We start from the raw sequence: 20811 nt of genomic DNA, 5'->3' as shown, positions 1-20811 counted from the left end.
CCTTAAATCCGTTTAAACTGGTACCTAAATTTAATATCAGCATAACCATCAATCTTGAATACATTTTTCCCAACAGGTAGATTCAAGTAATTATCATTGAAATCTTTGTATCTATATGTGACAGCTAAAGTAGTCTCGATGTCTTGTCTCTCATTGTTTATATACACCGTTTCACCATCCACAAGTCCAGTAAACTTAAACTGCTCGTTGTTATGAGATGTATTGGTCATAGTAAAATCACCGCTACCAACTTTAGCGATCCATATTTCAGGCTGACAAGGGAGATCGCCTTTGTTGAGGAACACAAGAACTGGTTGAAAATGTAGGGTTATATTGGGGTCAAAGAAGGGACGAATACTGTAATCTGTAGTTTGGATGATTACACGAATACTCAATTTCGTATTATAGAGAGGAGTATCTTCATTTATTTCTGGTATTTCACCACCATTAACGCAGTTACGCCATTCAGACCAATTGTATCCATCGTCTGATTTACGAGACTGAACAACTATCGTTGATCCTTCAGGCATGATTTGATTCCAACTAATCTTGCTTAAGGCACCGTCTGTAACAACAGGTATAGTGACGGGAGGATATGTATAGATTCCATTTTTATTCGTAAGTGAATTCCAAGTAGCCATAGCTATTCAATCTTCCCATAAGGTCTAAAGTTAGATGCTACTCCAGCTTCTTTCCACTTCAACCTCTTATAGCTTACCCAAGAAGCATTTTTATCGTATATTGTTTGACCGTCAGCCAATCCCCACGTAGGTTCAACATCACCTGATTCACCAGCTTGGAGACAAACATAAAATCGACCATTATCAATAGTAGGAAGAACGATATCATCCTTTTTATATTGTGTGGTTGCTTGCCAAGTGTTACTACCACGAACATCACCAAATTCTATTTCTACTGATACTGGAAAAACAGGTTCAGTTAAGCCTGAGTATCCTGTTTGAATACATTTATAAATATGTCCATTATCTACAGTAGGAACGATTAAATCGCCATTGGTATATTGTTTGAGTTTTTGCCACGTTGGGGCGCTAGTACCAGTTCGAGTATTTACCCATCCGATATAGTCGCCAGATTTAGGTGTTTTCTTGTAAAATCGCTTTGCAATTGGATACGCCCCAGATAGGGGAAGGAAATCAACATAATCATCACTATCATCATCAAGCTTTTGAAAGTTGTCAGCTAATTCGTTTAATGTATTTTCGATATCATCTGTTGCAAAGTTGGGCTTTTTAAGACCAAGTTTTGTTGTCGTTGTTGACATAGAATTCTCCTTTCTTATTTAGTTTGAAATTTCATACCACTTCTTCCCACGAAATTCAGTCCACATTGTCTTGTTTGGGTTTAAGGTAAGTTTGCCATTCTCGATGATAACCTTGTGTTTATCTCCATTAGTATCGTTCACCTGTACATCAAAAGGTTGATAACGCCATTTATATACTGGTGGATTATAAATAGAAGAATAGGCGTAGGGAGCATCGCAACGGAAAGCGAGCGTAATATATCCCTGTCTTAAGCAGTTGTGTACGAGATTTATGTCATCAACACAAAGTGCATAATATATTTTCTCAGGATCTTCAGAAAAGAAGAGAGGTTGATAATAAGACTGTTCCGTTAGCCATATGGCGACTTCTCTAATTTTTACATCATCCCATTTATCTTCGAAAGCAAAGGAAACATTAAACTTAAGTGGTTCTTTTTTTGTGCTTTGAAAGTAGGGCTTATCTCTGCCTTTGATGGATACTTCGTTAATAGATCGTGATGCGGCGAAAACTTCTTCTTGCATCCCACTGGACATATTAACGTTTACGATTCCATAGAAATCGGATTGGATGCCAGCATATGAAAAGTAGAGGGATTCGCGTATTGTAATCTTGATCACCTCCATATTAAATTTGGACATAATAAAAAAGCCTTTATTTATAAGGCTTTTAATTGGGGAGAAACACTATAAAATTGGGATTTTACTGTAATACTAAAGATCAAATCTTATAAAAGTGATAAATCAATAGCAAAAACCAGAAAGATTTCGAAAATTTTAAAAGCAGTCTCTGCTCAAGATAGACTGCTTTTAAAGTTTAGGCTGGATTAGGAGATGAGTATGATATTATTTTCATGGTCAAATTCATGAGAACCGTCAATCTTAATCGACACACTTCCATCACTTTTAAGTTCCGAAGTGACGACTGTTCCATTTTCATATTTTACAATAAGAATCGCTCCATTATTTGATGGAGTCATTATTCTTTCAATTACTTTTAGATCATTCTTAGTTTTTATTGTCCAGCTAGTCATTTTTTATCCTCCAGTCATTTAATTTTTATATAGTTTTACACATACTTACAATATATATCGGATAGGAGAGGGTAGAAGTTTATAGGGAAATAAAATATTCAACCAAATATAAGGAGATATTCCATCTCCCTAAAAGAGACAGTTGTTAAAAGTTAAACACAAAAACAACATAAGTGGAATCGGTTTCGATACATTTTTATTAACTTTCCCGCATTGTCAATGCTGATAAAAATGTGATAAAATATTACCAAGAAGTATATAATAAAAAAGAGCAAGGATGCGACAACATCCCTACTCTTTTACAACAGCCGCTTATAAGGGCGGTGGCTGTGCAACATAGGTGTAGAAATAGATCCGCTACCTTAGTTGGGAGGGCGGTCTATTTCTTTTTGTTTTGGTTCAATGCAATAACAATTGTGACGATTAATCCGATCAACGCTACAATCAACGTACCGAACATCATCATTAATGTTAGAGCATCTTTAACCTCCACAGGCATCACCTCCTTTGCAGGAGACTAGCCGACCGCCCATCTAAGCCATTCTGTTGTTAGGGATATTATACCATATTGATAGATAAGTGAAAATGATACATAAGGTACGTTACTTAGTTGGAATTATTTGGATGAATTTAAAGAAGATTCATTGTAATCTTTCTGATTCTGTTCTTTTTTCCATTCCATAAACTGATTAAACTCTTTGTTGGTCATTTTGTCAATAGATTTTGAATCAGGAGCGCTATTGTCAATACACGAAGAAATTAGAGAGAATATCCCCAACACAAAAAGAATAGTCGCTAATAACAAAATCATTTTGAGAACAAATTTTTTATCTAAACTTAATTTAGGTTTTTCATAACCTATTGTGTCATTCCTCTGATCATATAGTAAACTTCCACAATTGGCACAATGAGTTGTACTATTTTTATACTCTTGTCCACATTTCAAACAACGAAACATAGTAATATTCCACCTCTCAAATAATACCAATAGTTTACCATGTCTCGGGTAATGGGTCTATAGTAGTACAAGAGAGGAGGAGAGGCTAGATGAACAAAGCAACCTGTAGAGATGCTGAATATTTACCTCTTGTCCATTTGTTTTATTTATTTGAATGCTTCTCTTGAAGCCATATATACATCAAGTGAAATGGCAACTCCCGAATTCTTATCTGTCACCAAATCATAAGCTCGTTGGCCGTTTTTGTTTTTAATCTTAGGATCAACTTTCATACTCTTAAGCTCCCCCATGTAAGTGGAATTATCATATTTTACCACATAATGTAAAGCCGTATTCCCTTCATTGTCCTGTAAATTCGGATTCAATGCGTTTTTATGAATGATTTGATATAATGCGTAGTCGTCTTTTTCAACTACGTACATCAGCAAGCTTTTCCCTGTAGCTGCATCCTGACTGTTAATCGTTAACTCTCCCGAAGCAATGGCTGCTGCAATCTTCTCCGAATCTAACTTATCTCCTTTTGTGTATTTATCCACGTTAAAGGTTTTTCCTCCTTGCTTAACCGCAGTTGTTTTCGTTGTTGAAGTTTGTTCCGTTGTTGTCGATTTACTCGACTGCAAATCTCCACCCTGAACTAATTCAATTTTATTGGTACTTGCACTTGCTACACTATAGCCCATTGCTGAAGCCGTATCACGTAAAGGCAAATAGCTGCGTCCATTAACCGAAATAGGCTGATCGTTCAATTTAGCTTCTGAACCGTTCACAATTACTTTTGTGTTCAACAATGTTGCTTTAACAAAGTTAGATGCACCTACAGAAACACTAGCTGTTACGAGTATTCCGACTCCAAGACCGAGAAGGAATGTTGGAATTCTTCTTTTCATAATATCTACCCCCATAAATTAGATAGTCTTTATACATTATTATCGGTCTTTGGAGTGGAAAATTTTAGATGCGACTACATAAAGTCGTAACGCTTACCATTGAATTTGAATTCTCCAGCAGCAGTAATTTCAAGTATTGCTCCAGACGTTGTTTTAAATGTAATATCGCGTCCTTGTACAATAACTGAACCACCATCGCTGTTTATAAAAACCCCTTCATCCATTAACTTCACAGATCTATCTTTTGCAGTATTAGAAGCAGCATAGCTCAATTCGAATGACTTCTTCTTTTTATCTAATCTCCCAATAGAGCCACCTGAGCCATCGCCTTCGCCACCTTGTAAATAGAACTCTGCATTTTCGCCGTCGCCTTCAAAACCAATCTTGCCTTTAACCTTTTGGTTCTGGCTCGTATCGTACACATACACAGGCCAAGGTGTTTCATTAATGGTATACTTGCCAGATTGAGCAGATGTTTCCCAATACAATAATCGACCATCAGGAAGCTTCTTTTGTTCGCCCTGAACAACTTTACCTGTAATCCATTTTGCTTCATTTCCTTGGATAGTAATATAGTTCGACCAATTGGTGATGGCAGCATTTGTCAAAGTAGATAACCTTCCTGCTGTGAGATCTGTAATCACTCCAGAATCTCCAGCAAATATATTAGCTGCCATTAACTGGGCATCTACCATCCCTGCGCCTATAATATTGTGATTATTGGCGTACCAGTCGCCATTAAATGAGTTTAGCAGCTTGGTTCCATCTGGTTTTGTAATCTCTACGTTTTTGAATCTAGCTGAACCGTCCATTCTGATTACTGCATTCGCTAAATTTTCATCAGCGCTCCCTAATCTCAACCCGTTCTGGTCGATAACAACAATTCTGTTTCCTGATCCAACTTGGAATTTACTATCGACAACTACAGAGTCACTAATATCAGCATTCACGGCATGGAGCATGTTCATCCATACATTACCAAGGTAATCTGCGTGGAACGGTGCTTCGCTCCATCGGGACGCTCCTAATGCTAGCCCGTCTTTATCTATTCTGAAAACTCTTTCACCTTCGCCAGCTTGAAAGTTGCCCTTCATAAACAAATCGCCATCGGGAGAAGTATACAATGTCTTTTCAAATGTACCGTTGCGATTACGCTCTAACTTAAAGCCATCTACATTATCGAACGTAAACTTATTCAAAATCTTCTCGTTACCACATACATTCGGTTCTTCAAATCGATTAATCGTCATACCGAACACATCAGGATTTGTACTTAGCAATCCAATACGTTGAACTTCACGATGACAGCGGTCGAATATCATGAATTTTGGGCCTGTTATTTCCAACAGACCATCAATATCACCCAATGTAAGTCGTTCACCAACAAAAAGTTTGCCCCATACATTATCTGCGACGATATGCGTTGGTGTTATAGCTGTGCGGTAAGACAAGCCGCCATTATCAGTTAATCCAATTATCCCGTTAGTCATTCTCACGAACTTCAACTGATCATCTGTCGAAGTCAAGGTAATTCCTTTTCTATCAATAGTCACAGTTTGATTATTTGCTATATTAATCTCATTAGTAACTTTATTACGGAAATCTTCGAATTGTTTCATAATGTCATTTGAATCTACAACAGCCTGACCCCATTTATTCTTCTTGGCGTCTACTGTGACAGAAGTCGTATTTGCATTCTTTAAATAGGTCTCTAATTTCTTGAATTCATCTGTAACTTTATTTACATTCGCTACAACTAAACTTATATTTGAATTAGAATAATCATATGTAATTTCTGTTATTTTAGCAGTTACATCAACACCTGTTGGTTCATACTTTACATTAGCATAGTCACCAAGATTCAACTTCTTCCAATCGAACTGGGCTTCTACAATTTCCATAAAGTTCACAATGTCAATTTCCATACTTAACTGCGGTCTTTGTAACTCTGCAAATTTTTCTTGTGTAGCTTTAAATAAATCGTCTTCGTCTATATACTTACTATCCGAAAACTCACGTTCTACTACGTATCGATTCAATTCATGAAGTTGTTCATTGGTAAAGTTGACACTTTCGCTTGTATCATGTTGTAGACTACTGATTCTTTTTTTTACATCTGTTATTTTATCTTCTACAGATTGTATTTCTTCTTTTTTAATTCTTATCTGATTTTCTTTATTGTCATAGTTATACTTATCAATTATTGTATCAGCATTATTTGAGGCTTCAAGTTCTTCGATGGGAATAAAAGCTACTTGCATAAATACTTGTGTATTGCCACCTGAGACGTTAATTGTACTGGAAGTTTTTGATCTAAACTTATCAAGCATTGCCCATTTACTTGATTTTACACTTTTGCCTGAACCGTCAATGCTAACACTCACGCCATTTGCATTATCAACCTTAATCATGACAGCATAGCCCAACTTTTCATTCAGGGGGAACGTTCGAGAACTATTACCGCTGTGCTGATATTTCTCAAAGTACATTTTCCCATCAAATTGTTGAGAAATTTGTAACTCGCCTAAAACAGAATTATCATTCAAAAGTTTATTTAATTCCACATTGAGCTGATTCAGTTGTTTTTCGTAAGCTCGACGTTCTTTTAGATAACCATCAAACAATCCTTTTTTGGATTTTAGCAATTCAGCATAATCGAGTAGGGCATGACATAAAGAATCAGACATATAGTAACTAGATTGAATTACATTCCTATTTACGTCACGTTTAAAAGGGTAAATCCAGTAAGTAAAATCTTCGATATAGTTTTGGCCTGTTGGATTTACATTTTGAATTCCCATATCATCTTGACCAAACGCTTTTAAGCGAGTGACTATATCTTTTACGTCAGACGTAATATTCATTGTTTTGAGGTATTTGTTATAGCTAAAAGTAAGCCCTCTGTTTACACCGAATTCTTCTGGTTTAATAAGGTCAATAGTTCTCTTATCTGTATCAAATCGCACTATCGCATTATAGGTCTCTGCTACAGAATAAATTGCATCTAATACAGATGTGCTATTAAAACTAAACGTTCTATATGTAAGTTGAAAATCTGCATCAATTGTACCAATATTCCAAATTGTATTAGCCAATAAATCGTCCATAACCTGTTTAGCATGATAAGCTTGGACTTCATAAATTTTGATTGCTTTATCTTTTAGTTCTGCACTTAAAGAATCGCATCTAACTGTCTTTGCGTCATAATCATCAGTCGATTCATCAATAACTTCCTTAATAATGAACCATTCAATATTGGAACCTTCAACAACTTTAATTAAGTATCTCTCAAATATTTTATCAATGTTCTTATTTCTAAGTTTTCTATGATTGACATCCATTGAAAAGGGAATTGTTAATTCTAACGTCGATACTTCGTTGATTTTTATTGTTTTTTTGTCGTTATACGCTTCACTAATTTTACTTATAATTTCTCCATTGGGTTTACATAGGAAATATTGAGGACGAATTGGTTTAATATTAAAGTCAATGTCACCTATCATATAGTTGTATCGAACACACCTTTCAAAAACAGAAGGGGCATAAGCCCCACAATTTATATTATGTTACTCTTAGGGTTACTCCATTACGCTCAAAACCTTCAATTAAAGTTTTAATTGATTTTTTATCAGTCTGTGCGTTTCCACTTGAACTCATATCAATATTCAAATAATTAGTGATAGTAGTTGTATCGTTTTTATTTGAATTAGAGATAGGAGAGACCTTTGCAAAATCAAATCCACCTTTAATCTTATCTATGATTCCCCTAGTTATATCGACTAACTTCAACATATTAGAAGTATCGCTTTTATTTAAGATCAATTCTTTCTCGTGAGCCAACAAAAATTTTCCTTTCGCACCCATATTGTTAGGTGTCATGCCGCCCGTTTCAGCAGAAAACGGCTTGATTCCTTTGAGATAGTCATAACTACCATCTGGGAAGCCCCACTTACTACGCATAGCATCGTTCTGTTGTTTAAGCGATTGGAATTGTGCTTGAAGGCTTTTTATTTTATTCGTATCAGGTTTCTTTTCACGCTGTAATTGGACAACTTGCTTTGAAATATTCTCAGCTTGTTGTTTATTGGATAGATATTTGGACCAATCTGCTTTCTGATTACTATTATCTTTTCCCTTGCCTGAACTGTTACCGTCACCGATCCCAATGCTAGAGCCATTACCTATTCCGCTGTCTAAATTCAGAAAGTCATCGAGCTTTCCTTGATCCATACTAATACTGTCCAGCATATTTTGGAGTTGCTTGCTAGTTTCTAACGATTGATCTTGTAAGAAAGTGAAGAAATTTAAATATTCTCCCTTGAGTTCATCTATAACAGATTTAACTTTACTTTTATCATCGCTCATAAGATTTTGTTTCATCTTATAATAGCGCTGCTCGTCTTCAAGGATGTCATCGTACTTCTGCTCAGTTAGTTCTTTTTCTTTTTCGATATTATCCGTAATAGAATCGTGAGTTTTATCTTCGGCGTCTTTAGATTTGTCTAAATACTTTTTGCGATCTTCAAGTTGATCTTGTAGATTTTCTTGTCGTAATTCTCGTTCACGATCTAATTTGAACTTATCAATTTCCTCATTTTTAGCATCAATTTGTTCTTGTAAATCTTTTCGTCTAGCTTTGGCTTCAAATGAATTATCCAACAGTTCTTTATTAAATCTATCCTGTAACTTTTGGCGTTCATCTAATTTTTTCTTAAGTTCCGTCTCATAGTCATCGGCTTCATTATTACGACTCAATGCTTTCAATCGAGCGTTGATCATGTCTTCAAAACGCTTTTCTTCGTCGTCTAAATTGCTAACAACTTGTTCATGCCGCTTATCTTCCGCATCCTTTTGCTTATCAATCGCTTTGAGAGCGATATCTTTCTGCTTTTCAACCATCTTCTTGTAAGCTTCAATAATCTTATCGGCTGCATCGGATTTAATGGCGTAGATAGCATTGTTATACTCAAGATTCTTCAGAGTTAAATCTTGTAGACGTTTAGATAATTCCTCTTTATTCTGTAGACTCAACTTTTCATTTTTCAATTGTCTCTCTACGGCTAAAATTTCTTTTTCTGTAGCAACACGCTGCTCATTAATCAGCCCAATCTGAGTAACAAGTTCCTTCTGATACTCCTTAGAATTTTCGTCCAACGATTCCATACGAGCCTTAGACAGAGATATCTTATCAGCAGCAGCATCAATCTTTTTCTCATATTCATCAAGATTGCTCACTATAACAGCATAATACTTTTCCTGTTTTTGCTGCTCAATCTCCCACCACTTGCTACTGTTTGAAGCCTTTTGCTTATCGAACTCACCAGATGTAATCTTGTTTTGCTTAACCAAGTTATCCAGATTAATATTCTGAGCAACTAACTCTTTTTGCTGTGCAGTTAATGACTTAATCTGAGCAGATTCTTCGTCACGCCAGTTTTTCGATACTTGATCATATTTCGCTTGTCTACCTTGCGACTTCGCTATTTCTGCATCTAAACTATCAAGCTTGTTTTGACCGATTGTTACATAGTTATCAATGTAATCAATTCTTGCTTTATAAATGTTGTCGTATGTAGTTGTTCTTTGTTCACGTGCATCAGCTTGAGCTTTATCCATATCAGAAGCAGAAGGGAGGGTGTACTTGTTTTTAGTTTTGCCACCTAAAACAGAGGAGGTATCACCATCATAGTATCTCAATACGTTGCCAACATAATTGACATCGCCATAAACCTTGCTTCCCGTCTTGCTTTTTTGCATAGCAGAGAATTTTTTCATATTCTCAACGCTGTATCCACCGTTTTTATTAAAATAGTCCAGTATTCCCGGCCCCATGTTGTACATAGCCAAAGCAACGTCTACATTACCCGTTTGATTGAGATACTTAGCAAACATTGAAGTTCCAGTTTTAATACTACTTTCAACACTAGTGTTTTTACCAAGGCTGCTCACCTGCATAACATTTTTGATGCCTTTAGCGCCATTACCTGACTCTTGTTGAATGATAGCTTTGATTAGTGCAGGATCTACACCGTTGGTTCCAGCATATTTATTAATCAGGTCAGCATTTTTACCAGTTACTTTTGTGGAAGTGGAAGTGGAGGGAGGTTGAACTTCTGGAATAGCATTTGCACCGGGAATACGTCTAGCACCACTGTATTTATCTGCCCAATACTTGTCGTTCAGGTTCCCTTGCTTTAAGCCAGAATTGCCCATCTGCATAAAGTTACCGTCACCCATATACACACCAACATGTGAATTAGCTTTACCTTTGACAGTGTTAAAGAATACAAGGTCGCCTTTTTGCAAATCCTTTTTATTGGTTACGGCTTGTCCTTGTTTAACTTGCTCCTGAGTAGTTCGAGGCAGTTTAATATCAAGGAACTCTTTGAACATTTGCTGTACAAACAGAGAACAGTCGGATACAGCAGTAGCTGTAAATTGATCGTAGCTAACATTAGATTTAGCAGCTTGACTATACTTAAATGTTTTAGACGATGACAAAGAAAGAGCTTCAGATATCATCGAGTCTAAGCCAGTTCCACCTTTTGTAGTAGTGGTAACTTTCGTGGATACCAATTTCGATGGATCTTTAATTCCTTCAGTTAGCAAAGCGGCTTGCTTTTCAAGAAGTTTAATTTCCTCTTTAAGAGCTTTACCGTATTCCTCAGATCCTTTTTTCAGACGACTCTTTTTACTATTCAAAGCATCTTGAGCAGCTTCGACAGCTTTAAGTTTCTTCTGAGTTTCAGTTAAAATCTCGTTTGTTTGAGACATAGAATCATTGTATTGATCATTTTTCTTTTTTGATTCTGTGCTAACACCATAATTCGGATCATCAAACAATTTCCCTAAATCATTTAACTGTTTATACAAATCAGAAACTGTTTCAACTTGGCTCTTGGTGTCGTCAATTAACTTATTATGTTCTTGGGCTAGCTTGGGTAGGTAGCCATCCATAATGGGATTCAAACCCGGTAGAATACTTGGAGCTTTAACATTCATCCCATCAGACGTGGGAATTTTTTTGGAATTAAGTTCGTCGATTGCCTTTTGCTTGTTCGCGATTTTATCTAAGGCATTGACTTCAATGTCATAAATTTTCAACCGATTCAGAGTGGCTTGGAGCAGTTGGGTAGTTTTTGTCTTCTCTTGTTCTAGAGTGTATTTAGTTTCGGTAATCTTAGCTTTTTGTAAAGCTTGTATTGCTGATTTCTCTATTGTCCACCCATCAGCAACTTTTTTGATGTGTCCAGCAAGAGAAGGGTACTTGACTATTAATTCAGCTACTTGATCAGCATTAAGGGCATTACCTTTGCTAATGTCTGCCATAACCTTGTTTAAATCTTTAATCTCGGAACTAGTATCCTTATACGCAGATTGAAGAGACTTTTGTAATGACTCAATTTGTCCCGATGTTTTAGCAAATTGTTGAGCGGCAACGTCTGCCATACTAAAAGCTGGGAACATGGCCATTACAGATTCTTTGTAATCTCCAAACATTGGAACGCCATTAGTTACAGTTTCCAATAGCGCAGAAATATCGTTGCGGACTTTCAATATCTCATTATTATTTTGAGTTGAGGGGTCAAGCTTAAAGGCATCGCTTAGTTTTTGATATTTTTGAATTAAGCCTTCAATATTACTGTTATTAAGACTATCAACTACTTGGCGAATTTGATTTTCTTGTACATTAAGACTCGAAGAGTTACCAGCAATGGATTTCACCATCTCTTGAACAAAGGCGCGCTGAGAATCAGATACTGTTTTACCTTTGTCGGTCAATTCAGATATATATTGAGTCGTGGAATCTTGGAGAACTTTTATTCTTCCACTTAATGCTTCATATAATTTTCCATTGGACTCAGACATTTTACCTTGCAATTCCGCGTCTGTCCGATTGTACTGCTCCAACAATCCTTTTGCTGAATACTGAAGTTGATCTAAGTCCTTACCAAAAATAGAATCAGAGGTAGCCAAATCGCCATATTTTTTAAGAATGTCCGATGTATTAATTTTAGTGTCAGGAGACAACTTTCCTGATTCTAAGTCCTTTTTAAGCAATTCGATTTGTTTCTTAGTTGTATCTATTTTCTTTTGGTACTCATCAACTTCTTCTTTGCTATCTTTTATTTTTGTTGTGCTTTCATTATCTTGACCAGCCAATTTGGATCGATTAAGCGAATTTTCCGCTTCGATTTGCTTCTGTAGTGCTTCAGTACGAGTATTAATTGCGTCTACTGAATCAGTATAAGCCTTACCTTCAGCATTTATTTTGTTAGCAGCAACACCATATTGCTCAACCAACATTACTTGAATTTCTAATAATCTTTTTTTCTGATCTGTATTGATTGTTTGATTGCTTTCAGCTTCTTGGAGTGTACTCATTTCTTGAGATAAATCTTCAATAGACTTCTTTTGCTCTCTATACGAGTTTACAGTGTCATAGTTAATCGTCCTAGCTTCTCTGGCGGCTTCGTTGGATTTTGTAATCCAAGAAAACAATTCGGTCAAAGCCCAAGTAACACCCGTAATAATTGCTAATGGAGCAATGGTTCTTCCTAAAGCAGCAAAAGAGGTTCCAAGTATTTTAAGGGAAGCGGAGGCGAGTCCATTGGTGGCAATAAGGGAACGCAGTTCAAGTTTAAATAGGTTCAATTTCAAAGGAATAGTAGTCAAGAGTGTGTAGAGTGGAGTAAGCCCAGTTTTTGAAAATAGCATAAATGCTAGTGTAGCAGCTCCTACAACTGTAGGAAGGAATCCAATTGTGCTAGACACTTTACCTAATACGTTAATAAGAGTAGTTCCTAAATCAACAACACCCTTTAGGAAACTAGCACTAATTGAGTGCTCCCAGAAAGCGCTGACTGCATTGGTAAAGGTGTGAATTCTTCCTTCCAATGATGCTAGATATGTATCATTTTCCTTAGAGGCCGAGCCGAATGAATTAATACCTGCTTCTAAAGAAGCTTGAGCATCTTTCCAGTTACTAATCATGGAAGCAGCAATATTACCTTGCATTTTACCAGCTACCAATTCAAGAACATCGGCTTGTTGAATATCGCTCAGGTTCTTCCATATCTTGGACAGGTCATCGAATATTTCATATGTACTCTTAAAAGTTTTATCATCTTTTTTTAAGGTTAATCCAAGCGATTGAAACTTTTTCTCAAGCTTGGGAACGAGTCCATCGATTGCTTCTCCATCTTCTCCCACACCACGTAGACGCATTGACAATGTTTTGAGTGCATTACCTACTTTAGCTGGATCTTGTACTGTACTGTTTGCTGCTGTAATTAGTGCTACAGATTGTTCTATTGTATTGCCAGCAGAGGAGAGGGAGGATGCTGATCTTTGTACAGCTTGACCAATACCTTCGGTAGAGATAGCAAATTTATTACCAACCTCATTATAAACATCCACGACATGTTGAATGTTTTTGCCTTCATTGTCTACCTCAATGCCAAAGCCTTTTATAGAAGAAATAAGCTGTTTAGATGCTTCTTGGGCATTTGTGATATCACCAACATTTTGGTAAACCAATGTTTGCTTGGCTAATTGCTGTGATTGCTGAATAGTGTAACCTAATCTAGCCCACTCAGTAGTGGAGTTGATTACATCTAGAGTCAAACCACCAATCTCATTAGCCGTTTTAGACGAATTTAAAATGACTTGCTGGTACATTTCGTTTGTTTCGTCTGTAACTTTTTTGAGATTGGTCATTGCTTTGTCTAGCTCATAGATATGTTGAATGCCTTCTTTAAAAGCGTTAATTGGAGCGTAGATCGCAGCAGTTACTGCTGACCACATGATCATACTTTTAAGTATGCCTTGAATAGAACTACCAAAAGTTTCAGAGCTTTTACTCGCTTCATTAAAACCTTGTACAGTTCTTTTTAAATCGTTGTTCAGATTTCCTAGAGGAGACTTAAAATCACCAATATTACGTATACCTTTTAATCTATTTTCTAATTCGGCTAAACTATTTTGAGCTTGAGCATTTCCGCTAAATTTACTTCTGGCATCATTAATCTTCTGTTGAGTATTTGCCACAGACTGAGCATATTGCTGATCTCTTTTAGTATTTTGCTGTAATGCTAGAGCATGTTGTTTTTCCTGTGCAATTTGTCTTTCACTATTACTCTTAAGAGCCTGATAGTGAGCACGATCCAGTGATTCAGCAGCTTTCAACGATTGTTCTTGACTTCGTCTGTCGATTTCTCTATTTCTTTGTAGCGCTTGATAATGTAACTTATCCATAGCTTCAATACGTTGCTTATTGGACTTCAGAGCATCATAGTGTGCTCTGTCCATAGTTTCAGCCGACTTAAGAGCAGTCTGTTGCTGTTTCAAAATCTCATTGATCTCGCTATAATTCTTAACATTACCTTGCTGATCTAACTTTACGGATATCTGCTGTCCAGAATCATTTTTATATGTATTAGTTGTGCTATTTGTTTCACCAAGTTTATTCTTGTTAGCTCTTGTTTTCGCTAAGGTATAGCCTTCTAGTTCTTTTTCTAATTGCTTAAGTGTACGAATCTGATCTTGTAGAGACTTGGATTCTGCATTTACTGCATTTTTATTAGCATCATGAACCGTTTTAGTCTTTTCGATTACTTCGCCATTTTTTAATACTTGTTGAGTAACCTGTTTTACTGTGCCGTCTAAATTCTTATACACATCTTGTGTTTCTTTTACAACTCTATTTTGCTGCTCCATTGCTACATTAAGTTTCTTTGTAGCATCAATAAATCCCTGAATTGACTTCACAAAACTTTGATCAACATTGATTTTTAGATCAAGCCTCTGAAGTGAAGGATGCTTGCTCAACGCTTTAATGGAAGCATTGACATCCCCAATTGATTTACCTACATTTAAGCCAGCACTTATTAATATACGCATATCTGCCATTATGTTTTAAGCCACTTCCTTTTTTTACTTTAGATAAAATAGAAAAAAGAAGAGACTTAATATCTCTTCTTACTCATCTTTATATTCAATTTGTTCAACAATTTCACAGAAACGAACGTACCAGTCTCCTTCGATACCAGTAAACTCGGTGGGGCCACGATTGATCACCGACTCTTTAATAGATAGGAGCATTGCTTTTCGTTCTTCTGTTTCATCAATCACGATTTTTTCATTATATAGCTTGTTTAATTCATCAATTCGCTCATTGTCTTTCTCGAAGATATACTTGCCGTTTTCAACAATGGGATTGCCTTCTGCATCTTTAATCACATAATCTAAGTTAATATCATTTGTATCATTTAAAAAATCTGTATAATGGTCAGCAAGCAAAACTTTGAATTTAACTCTATGTCTAGTATCAGTTCGGTCTGTTTTTAGTTTATCGAGATAAGCTATAAAATTTTCAAGTTCAAATTTGTATAGTTTCATTTTGACTCCCTTTAAATTAAGATATGTAATTGTGATAAAAGGATAGTTTTATCTGCGCTTTTTACCGAATGAACCATTCGAAGTTGTTTCGGGTTCTTGCGATTCATCCTTAGTGAATGTGGCATTTACATCGAATATCTTATTCTTTTCTTCTTCAAAATCCCGTAAATCATATATCTGAGTTGTTGAAATATCGTTGTGATGTGCAACATACTTAGAGACAAGGTGCATTGGGACACCCGATTCAAGTAGGTAAGTAATGCAAGAATTCTTAAATATATGCACGTTGATTCTACGTTCTAAGATATCTGACAAGATGTTGGTGCAAAAATCATTTGCCCAAGCTGAAGACATAGCTTTTATTTCATGATCATATTTAGTAGTGAACACATATTCACTTTCATATCCTCGTTCGTCGATCCATTTTTTCCAGTAGGGGAGAACTTCTAGGGGAATCATGTACTCCAATTTCTTACCGTCGAAACTAGCGCCTTTTCCTCGGACTACATGAGACATAACGTAGTTTTGACCATCTATCAATGGGTAGTCCAATATCTCTGTTTTAAATTGAACAATTTCTGCTCGTCTTGCACCAACCAAGAACGCGGTAGCTAACCAAGCCATTCCTAACCAGTTTTTGTCACCTTCGAGTACGCTCATCATCATATCAAATTCGTCTTTGGTAACTTTAACTTTCTCATATACACGATTTCGGGGAATAGGAGGGAGGCCACGAGTAAAGTTTCTAAATAACTTATAGTTTTTATCATCTTCGGCAACTACGTTTTCAATGTAATTACAAAGACTTGAAACTACAGATTTACGCATTCCTATAGCAGACGAAGACATCATTCTCTTGTCACGAATATAGCTCAGATAACGGATAAAGTCTCGCTTACTGATTTCGTAAAACTGCTTATTGTTCATGGAATTATACATATACCAACCAAACTGTCTTAAAACGCTTGTATACTGCTTTTTAGAAGCTGGACTCAAATCTTGTACAGTAAGAAACTCCTCGGCAAGTTCTCTATATTCGCTGTTTACCTTCGTCCACATTTCATCGGTAACATCGTCAAGCTTTTTTGCTGGTTCACGCAAAGTGTTCTTTTTTACTTCTTTTTTGCTCATTCACACATCAAATCCTTATGTATTATTAATGAGTAACTAAGTAAACTCATCACGAAAATTCATTTAAATGCACACCCCAAATTTTTATTGTTGTAGAGACGTTCCGTAAGAAATAACATCAACATTGTATTTGCCAAAATAATAATACATCTCTGCGAGGTCTTTTTTATTGTATAGAAATCCTTCATCTAAAATTACTTTATTAAGTTTGATTCCTCTCGTCTCAGCAATTGTGAAAATTCTATTCCTTAGGTTACGGGGGTAAAACTTAGTCATTTTTTTGTAAGGAACAATTAGAATTTGATTTAAATCTTCATTCATCAATTCAATTACTTTAGTTGTTTTACCTGAACCGCGCTCCATATCATGAATTTCAATCACTTACAACACTCCTTATAATTGATAAAATAGCTCTTTTACTTTATTTCTGTACATCTAATCCTTTTTTACGCAATCCCTTATAGAAAGCGGCTTCGATAGCACCATTATTCTCCAACTCTTCTCTGGTCGCTTCGGTAAAAGGTCTTGCCACTCCAGCAAAAGGGAAACTATACTGATATCCTTCGCCTGTCTCAACAATTTCACTTACATTTCTACCATCATCCATTCGGACACTTTCAATAGAAACCGTATCCTTGCCAATCATTTTTACTTCGATATTTTCGTCATCAGTTAATCCACCATGTTCGCCTTGGCGTTGATAAACGGTAGGAGTATATACGGAATACACTTCTTCTTTGATCTTCTCTTTCATTGTCTCTCGAACAGTTTTGCCTACATCAACCTCTAGTGACTCAGCAACCTGTTCATTCAGATGGTTCAGTAGATCCGTCAGGCTGTTGAAGTCCACTTTTATCACCATCCTGATTTAAAGCGTTGGCTAACATAATTTCTCCTACAACTGATTTAGCACTTTTTGCAGCCAGTTCAATCTTGTTGACAATCTTTTTATATTCACCTTCAGGAAACTTACTCAATAGTGCCTCTATAATACCTTTATCTGCAAGCAATTCAGACAGCCCAATAATATCCTTCAGTGTTGCCTTTTTTGGAACAGGAATATTAGTGAATTCTCGAAAAGCTAGCACAGGAACTATCTTCAATGTTCCTTTAATCAACTCATTGTCTAATTCATCATTTCTCGATGTTTCGCGTAACTCTTGAAGATAGCCAATGTAAGACATAGCAACATTCTCAATTAGAGAATCTCGGAATTCAACGCTTACAGCAACTTCGTATTCTTCGCCATCATTGGTTTTGATGTACTCATTTTTCTTTTTATTTAGACTTGATTTCAGTTTACCAAGCTCTGAAGCAGTAAGTTTCTTAGCCATCTAATTCGCTCCCTTAACGACAATAATAAGCATTAACTACTTGCGATGCTCTTATGTCGTAATTGTGATATTTATAAACAAATCTTTGTGCTTTTTTTGCTTTGATTTTTCGCTGTCTATCTGTCATATTAAGAACTTCGTTGACCATTTGAATCATTTCGTCAGTCGTTTTAGGAAGATAGACTAAATCATGAAATAGATATTCCTGAGCTTTAGTCCACGGGGACACAAATATCCCTCCACCTATGGCTACTGCCTCAAAGGGTCTCATTGAAGTTTGTGTAATAGAATGATCATCTAAATTTTGACCGATGACAATTTTAGATGAAGAGTAGAGTAGGGGGAGATATTCATATGCTTTGTACCCCTTATATACATGCGGGTGACTAACTAAATTTATCTCACGGTTTCGATCCATCCACCAGTCATTACCGTAGACAGACATATCAAATCCTTGTTCGATTAAAGGAACAATAAAATCTTTTGTTTGTTTAGATCTTCGTTCGTAGTTATTAGCTACTAGTGAAATATCATAACTTATCTCAGTAGATACTGTCTTGTGGAAAGAGGGATTACACCCAAATAGCATTAACTCTGCCTTTTTACCTTTGTTCCAGTAATTTGGTAAACATTCGGCGGTGGTGGTAAAGATATGGTCAGCATAGTTTGACCAGTAGTCGCCTATCCAGTGGTCATGAGGAGTATCTTCGATTGCCCAATAAGCATGGAAAATGCCTTTTTCTTTAGTGTGCTCAAATATATCTTCAGCAAAGTTCGCGAAGCATTCCGAAAAAACAATGTCGGGTTTATAATTTTCAACTACCTCTTTGAATAACTCACTCTGGATTTCCTTAGACTTATCCCACAGTTGGTACCTACCATCCATAATATAAGTGTCACATCCAAGGTTTTTAAAGCCTGAAGCAATACCATACTTGATTAACGCTGCATTATTTGTAAAAAGCACTTTCAATTTTTTAGTCAAGTATAACACCACTCTTTAAACAGTAATCATTAATGGCTTTAAGCATCTGTTCAGAACGTTTCTCCCATGTATTTTCTTTAGCGTGTTTAAGGCATATATCCTTATAGGTGTCCATTTTTCCAAGTTCGATTGCTTTGTCGACTTGGGCTAAAAATTCATCGTCATTATCAGCAACTAGAACAGCTTCATCATAAATCTCTGTTTCCATCCATTTGGTAGCTACAGTGATTTTACCCGCAGCCATATGTTCGAACATTTTAATAGCACATGCTGCTTGTGTAATTTCCAATTTAGTATTGAAGGGAAGGAGACATACATCAGCATGAGCATAATAGTTGTAAAGGTCGTCATGATCCTTGGTTCCCAATTTAATAACATTTGATGGGCATTCCTTGCCAAACTCTTGTCCCACAAGTACAGTAGTATATTTCTCTGCAACTTTACGAATCAGACGAGTATCCACCCAAGAGCCAATAGCACCTGAAAAGAGGGCGATTGGGCCATTTAATTTTTTATATTCATCAGGAATTTGTGAGGGTTTATTTATATATGATTCTGGACAAGCATTTCTGACTAAATATGTACTTTCACTGCTTTTGCTTCTAAGGTCATACAGAAACTGACTAGATGTTAACACAATGTCGGCTTTCTTAATGGCATCATCTTCATATTCATACCAATCACTAAAACTATCAACTGAATCATAAATATTAATCTTTGCTTTTATATCTTCGACATATTGAGCCGATTTTGCCCAAGTGTAATAAAATATATCTACTTTAATACTTCTATGCTTAATTAGTTTAAGTACTTCTTCGAAATTGTGATATACGAATAGATTGGTTTCAACTTCCTCCGGTGGCTTGTCTGATTGGGTGTTATTGCAGAAAACCACTGTCCAACCTCTTCTAGCAAACTGTTTTACGATTTGTTGAGGTCGTTGAGTGAGGAAATCCCAGTTAAGGGTGGGTGGATAAAGTATTATTTTTTGTTTCATTTAAGAACTCCCTTAAATATTCTGGACTCATAATATGATTCGAAAACACACTTAAATCACAAAAAAGCTCAAACCCTTTGTCCTGAGCCATTTTACAAAAATATGCGTCCTCGCCTTGTGGATGAAATCCGTATTTTACTGACTTGTAGACTTTACGACTTAGCAAAATTACCGCTCCCGTTAAATCAACCTCCATAAGAGTAGGAGAGGGGAGGGACGGGGCATTTTTGACGTAACTGTTAACTATATGTTTGTACATTCCTCGTTCAGTTATCTTCATGATGTTTGGATAAAGGTAAGGCTTATCTGCGCTGGCAATATATCCATTCCAAATCAAACCTGAAATAATATCCTTATCTGATTTGAGTAGATTATTAATGATATCAGGTTGAATGAGGATATCCGTGTCAATAAACATCAGATGATCAGTTTTAACTTTTGACATGATATAATTCCGTAATTTACTCAAGTGGTCATATATATAATTATTTCTTACATTCAAATCTCTTTTGTCTTCTGGAGCATTGCGATTATATACATCAATTCGTATATTCTTATATGTGTGTTTATTTTCTTTTTTGAAACTATTCAAAATATCCAACGAAATATCTTCAGAATCGTTTACTACGAATAATAATTCCATCTTTGCTTTTGGATAATCAATGTCCAGAATATGTTGTAAATAAGAAGGAAGAATCCAAGCTCTATTTCTAATTGGTGCAGCCATTGTAACTGTTGGTGTATTCAAAACTATCTCCTTTTATTGCATAGCCAAGCCCCGAAGGACTCAGCTATAATTTTATTGT

The 20811-nt window shown here is 36.0% G+C and carries 17 protein-coding genes; all 17 read right to left on the bottom strand.

Annotated elements, in window-relative coordinates; genetic code table 11:
* Positions 1-2: 2 nt before the first annotated feature.
* On the bottom strand, positions 3-641 hold the full coding sequence (locus MHB54_RS01155; RefSeq protein ID WP_340981334.1) for a hypothetical protein: 639 nt from the start codon (positions 639-641) through the stop codon (positions 3-5).
* A gap of 2 nt (positions 642-643) precedes the next feature.
* Positions 644-1282, bottom strand: a complete 639-nt coding sequence (locus MHB54_RS01150) for a hypothetical protein (RefSeq protein ID WP_310168635.1) — start codon at positions 1280-1282, stop codon at positions 644-646.
* A gap of 18 nt (positions 1283-1300) precedes the next feature.
* Positions 1301-1921 (bottom strand): distal tail protein Dit, encoded by a 621-nt coding sequence (locus tag MHB54_RS01145; RefSeq protein ID WP_068940867.1) that lies wholly within the window; start codon positions 1919-1921, stop codon positions 1301-1303.
* Positions 1922-2106: 185 nt separating this feature from the next.
* On the bottom strand, positions 2107-2313 hold the full coding sequence (locus tag MHB54_RS01140; protein ID WP_340981333.1) for a hypothetical protein: 207 nt from the start codon (positions 2311-2313) through the stop codon (positions 2107-2109).
* Between the two features lie 379 nt (positions 2314-2692).
* A complete protein-coding gene (locus MHB54_RS01135) occupies positions 2693-2806 on the bottom strand; it encodes a putative holin-like toxin (protein ID WP_013370228.1) in 114 nt (37 codons plus the stop codon).
* A 123-nt stretch (positions 2807-2929) separates the two neighbouring features.
* Positions 2930-3271, bottom strand: coding sequence for a hypothetical protein (locus MHB54_RS01130; RefSeq protein ID WP_340981332.1), 342 nt, complete (start codon positions 3269-3271; stop codon positions 2930-2932).
* A gap of 146 nt (positions 3272-3417) precedes the next feature.
* Complete coding sequence (locus MHB54_RS01125) at positions 3418-4158, bottom strand: stalk domain-containing protein (protein WP_340981330.1); 741 nt, start codon at positions 4156-4158, stop codon at positions 3418-3420.
* Positions 4159-4232: 74 nt separating this feature from the next.
* Complete coding sequence (locus MHB54_RS01120) at positions 4233-7661, bottom strand: phage tail spike protein (protein ID WP_340981329.1); 3429 nt, start codon at positions 7659-7661, stop codon at positions 4233-4235.
* 58 nt (positions 7662-7719) lie between these two features.
* On the bottom strand, positions 7720-15069 hold the full coding sequence (locus MHB54_RS01115) for a phage tail tape measure protein (protein ID WP_340981328.1): 7350 nt from the start codon (positions 15067-15069) through the stop codon (positions 7720-7722).
* A 69-nt stretch (positions 15070-15138) separates the two neighbouring features.
* On the bottom strand, positions 15139-15558 hold the full coding sequence (locus MHB54_RS01110) for a DUF1617 family protein (RefSeq protein ID WP_068940878.1): 420 nt from the start codon (positions 15556-15558) through the stop codon (positions 15139-15141).
* 48 nt (positions 15559-15606) lie between these two features.
* Positions 15607-16689: a tyrosine-type recombinase/integrase gene (locus MHB54_RS01105; RefSeq protein WP_340981327.1), complete on the bottom strand. Its 1083-nt coding sequence runs from the start codon at positions 16687-16689 to the stop codon at positions 15607-15609.
* A gap of 84 nt (positions 16690-16773) precedes the next feature.
* The gene (locus tag MHB54_RS01100; RefSeq protein WP_340981326.1) at positions 16774-17070 is read right to left on the bottom strand and encodes a hypothetical protein; all 297 of its coding nucleotides are present in this window, start codon (positions 17068-17070) and stop codon (positions 16774-16776) included.
* A gap of 40 nt (positions 17071-17110) precedes the next feature.
* A complete protein-coding gene (locus tag MHB54_RS01095) occupies positions 17111-17539 on the bottom strand; it encodes a hypothetical protein (protein WP_340981325.1) in 429 nt (142 codons plus the stop codon).
* Positions 17496-18023, bottom strand: coding sequence for a hypothetical protein (locus MHB54_RS01090; RefSeq protein ID WP_340981324.1), 528 nt, complete (start codon positions 18021-18023; stop codon positions 17496-17498). Before MHB54_RS01090 ends, MHB54_RS01095 begins: the two co-directional genes overlap by 44 nt.
* A gap of 13 nt (positions 18024-18036) precedes the next feature.
* Positions 18037-19008, bottom strand: coding sequence for a CgeB family protein (locus MHB54_RS01085; protein WP_340981323.1), 972 nt, complete (start codon positions 19006-19008; stop codon positions 18037-18039).
* Complete coding sequence (locus MHB54_RS01080) at positions 19001-20005, bottom strand: glycosyltransferase family protein (protein ID WP_340981322.1); 1005 nt, start codon at positions 20003-20005, stop codon at positions 19001-19003. Before MHB54_RS01080 ends, MHB54_RS01085 begins: the two co-directional genes overlap by 8 nt.
* Entirely contained in the window at positions 19968-20753 is a 786-nt protein-coding gene (locus MHB54_RS01075) for a glycosyltransferase (RefSeq protein ID WP_340981321.1), read from the bottom strand. Before MHB54_RS01075 ends, MHB54_RS01080 begins: the two co-directional genes overlap by 38 nt.
* Positions 20754-20811 lie beyond the last annotated feature (58 nt).

Source organism: Paenibacillus sp. FSL M7-0802, assembly GCF_038004945.1.
In the GTDB taxonomy this organism is placed as follows: domain Bacteria; phylum Bacillota; class Bacilli; order Paenibacillales; family Paenibacillaceae; genus Paenibacillus; species Paenibacillus polymyxa_B.
The sequence above is the reverse complement of the archived record's forward strand: the minus strand, read 5'-3'. Positions and strand labels throughout refer to the sequence as shown.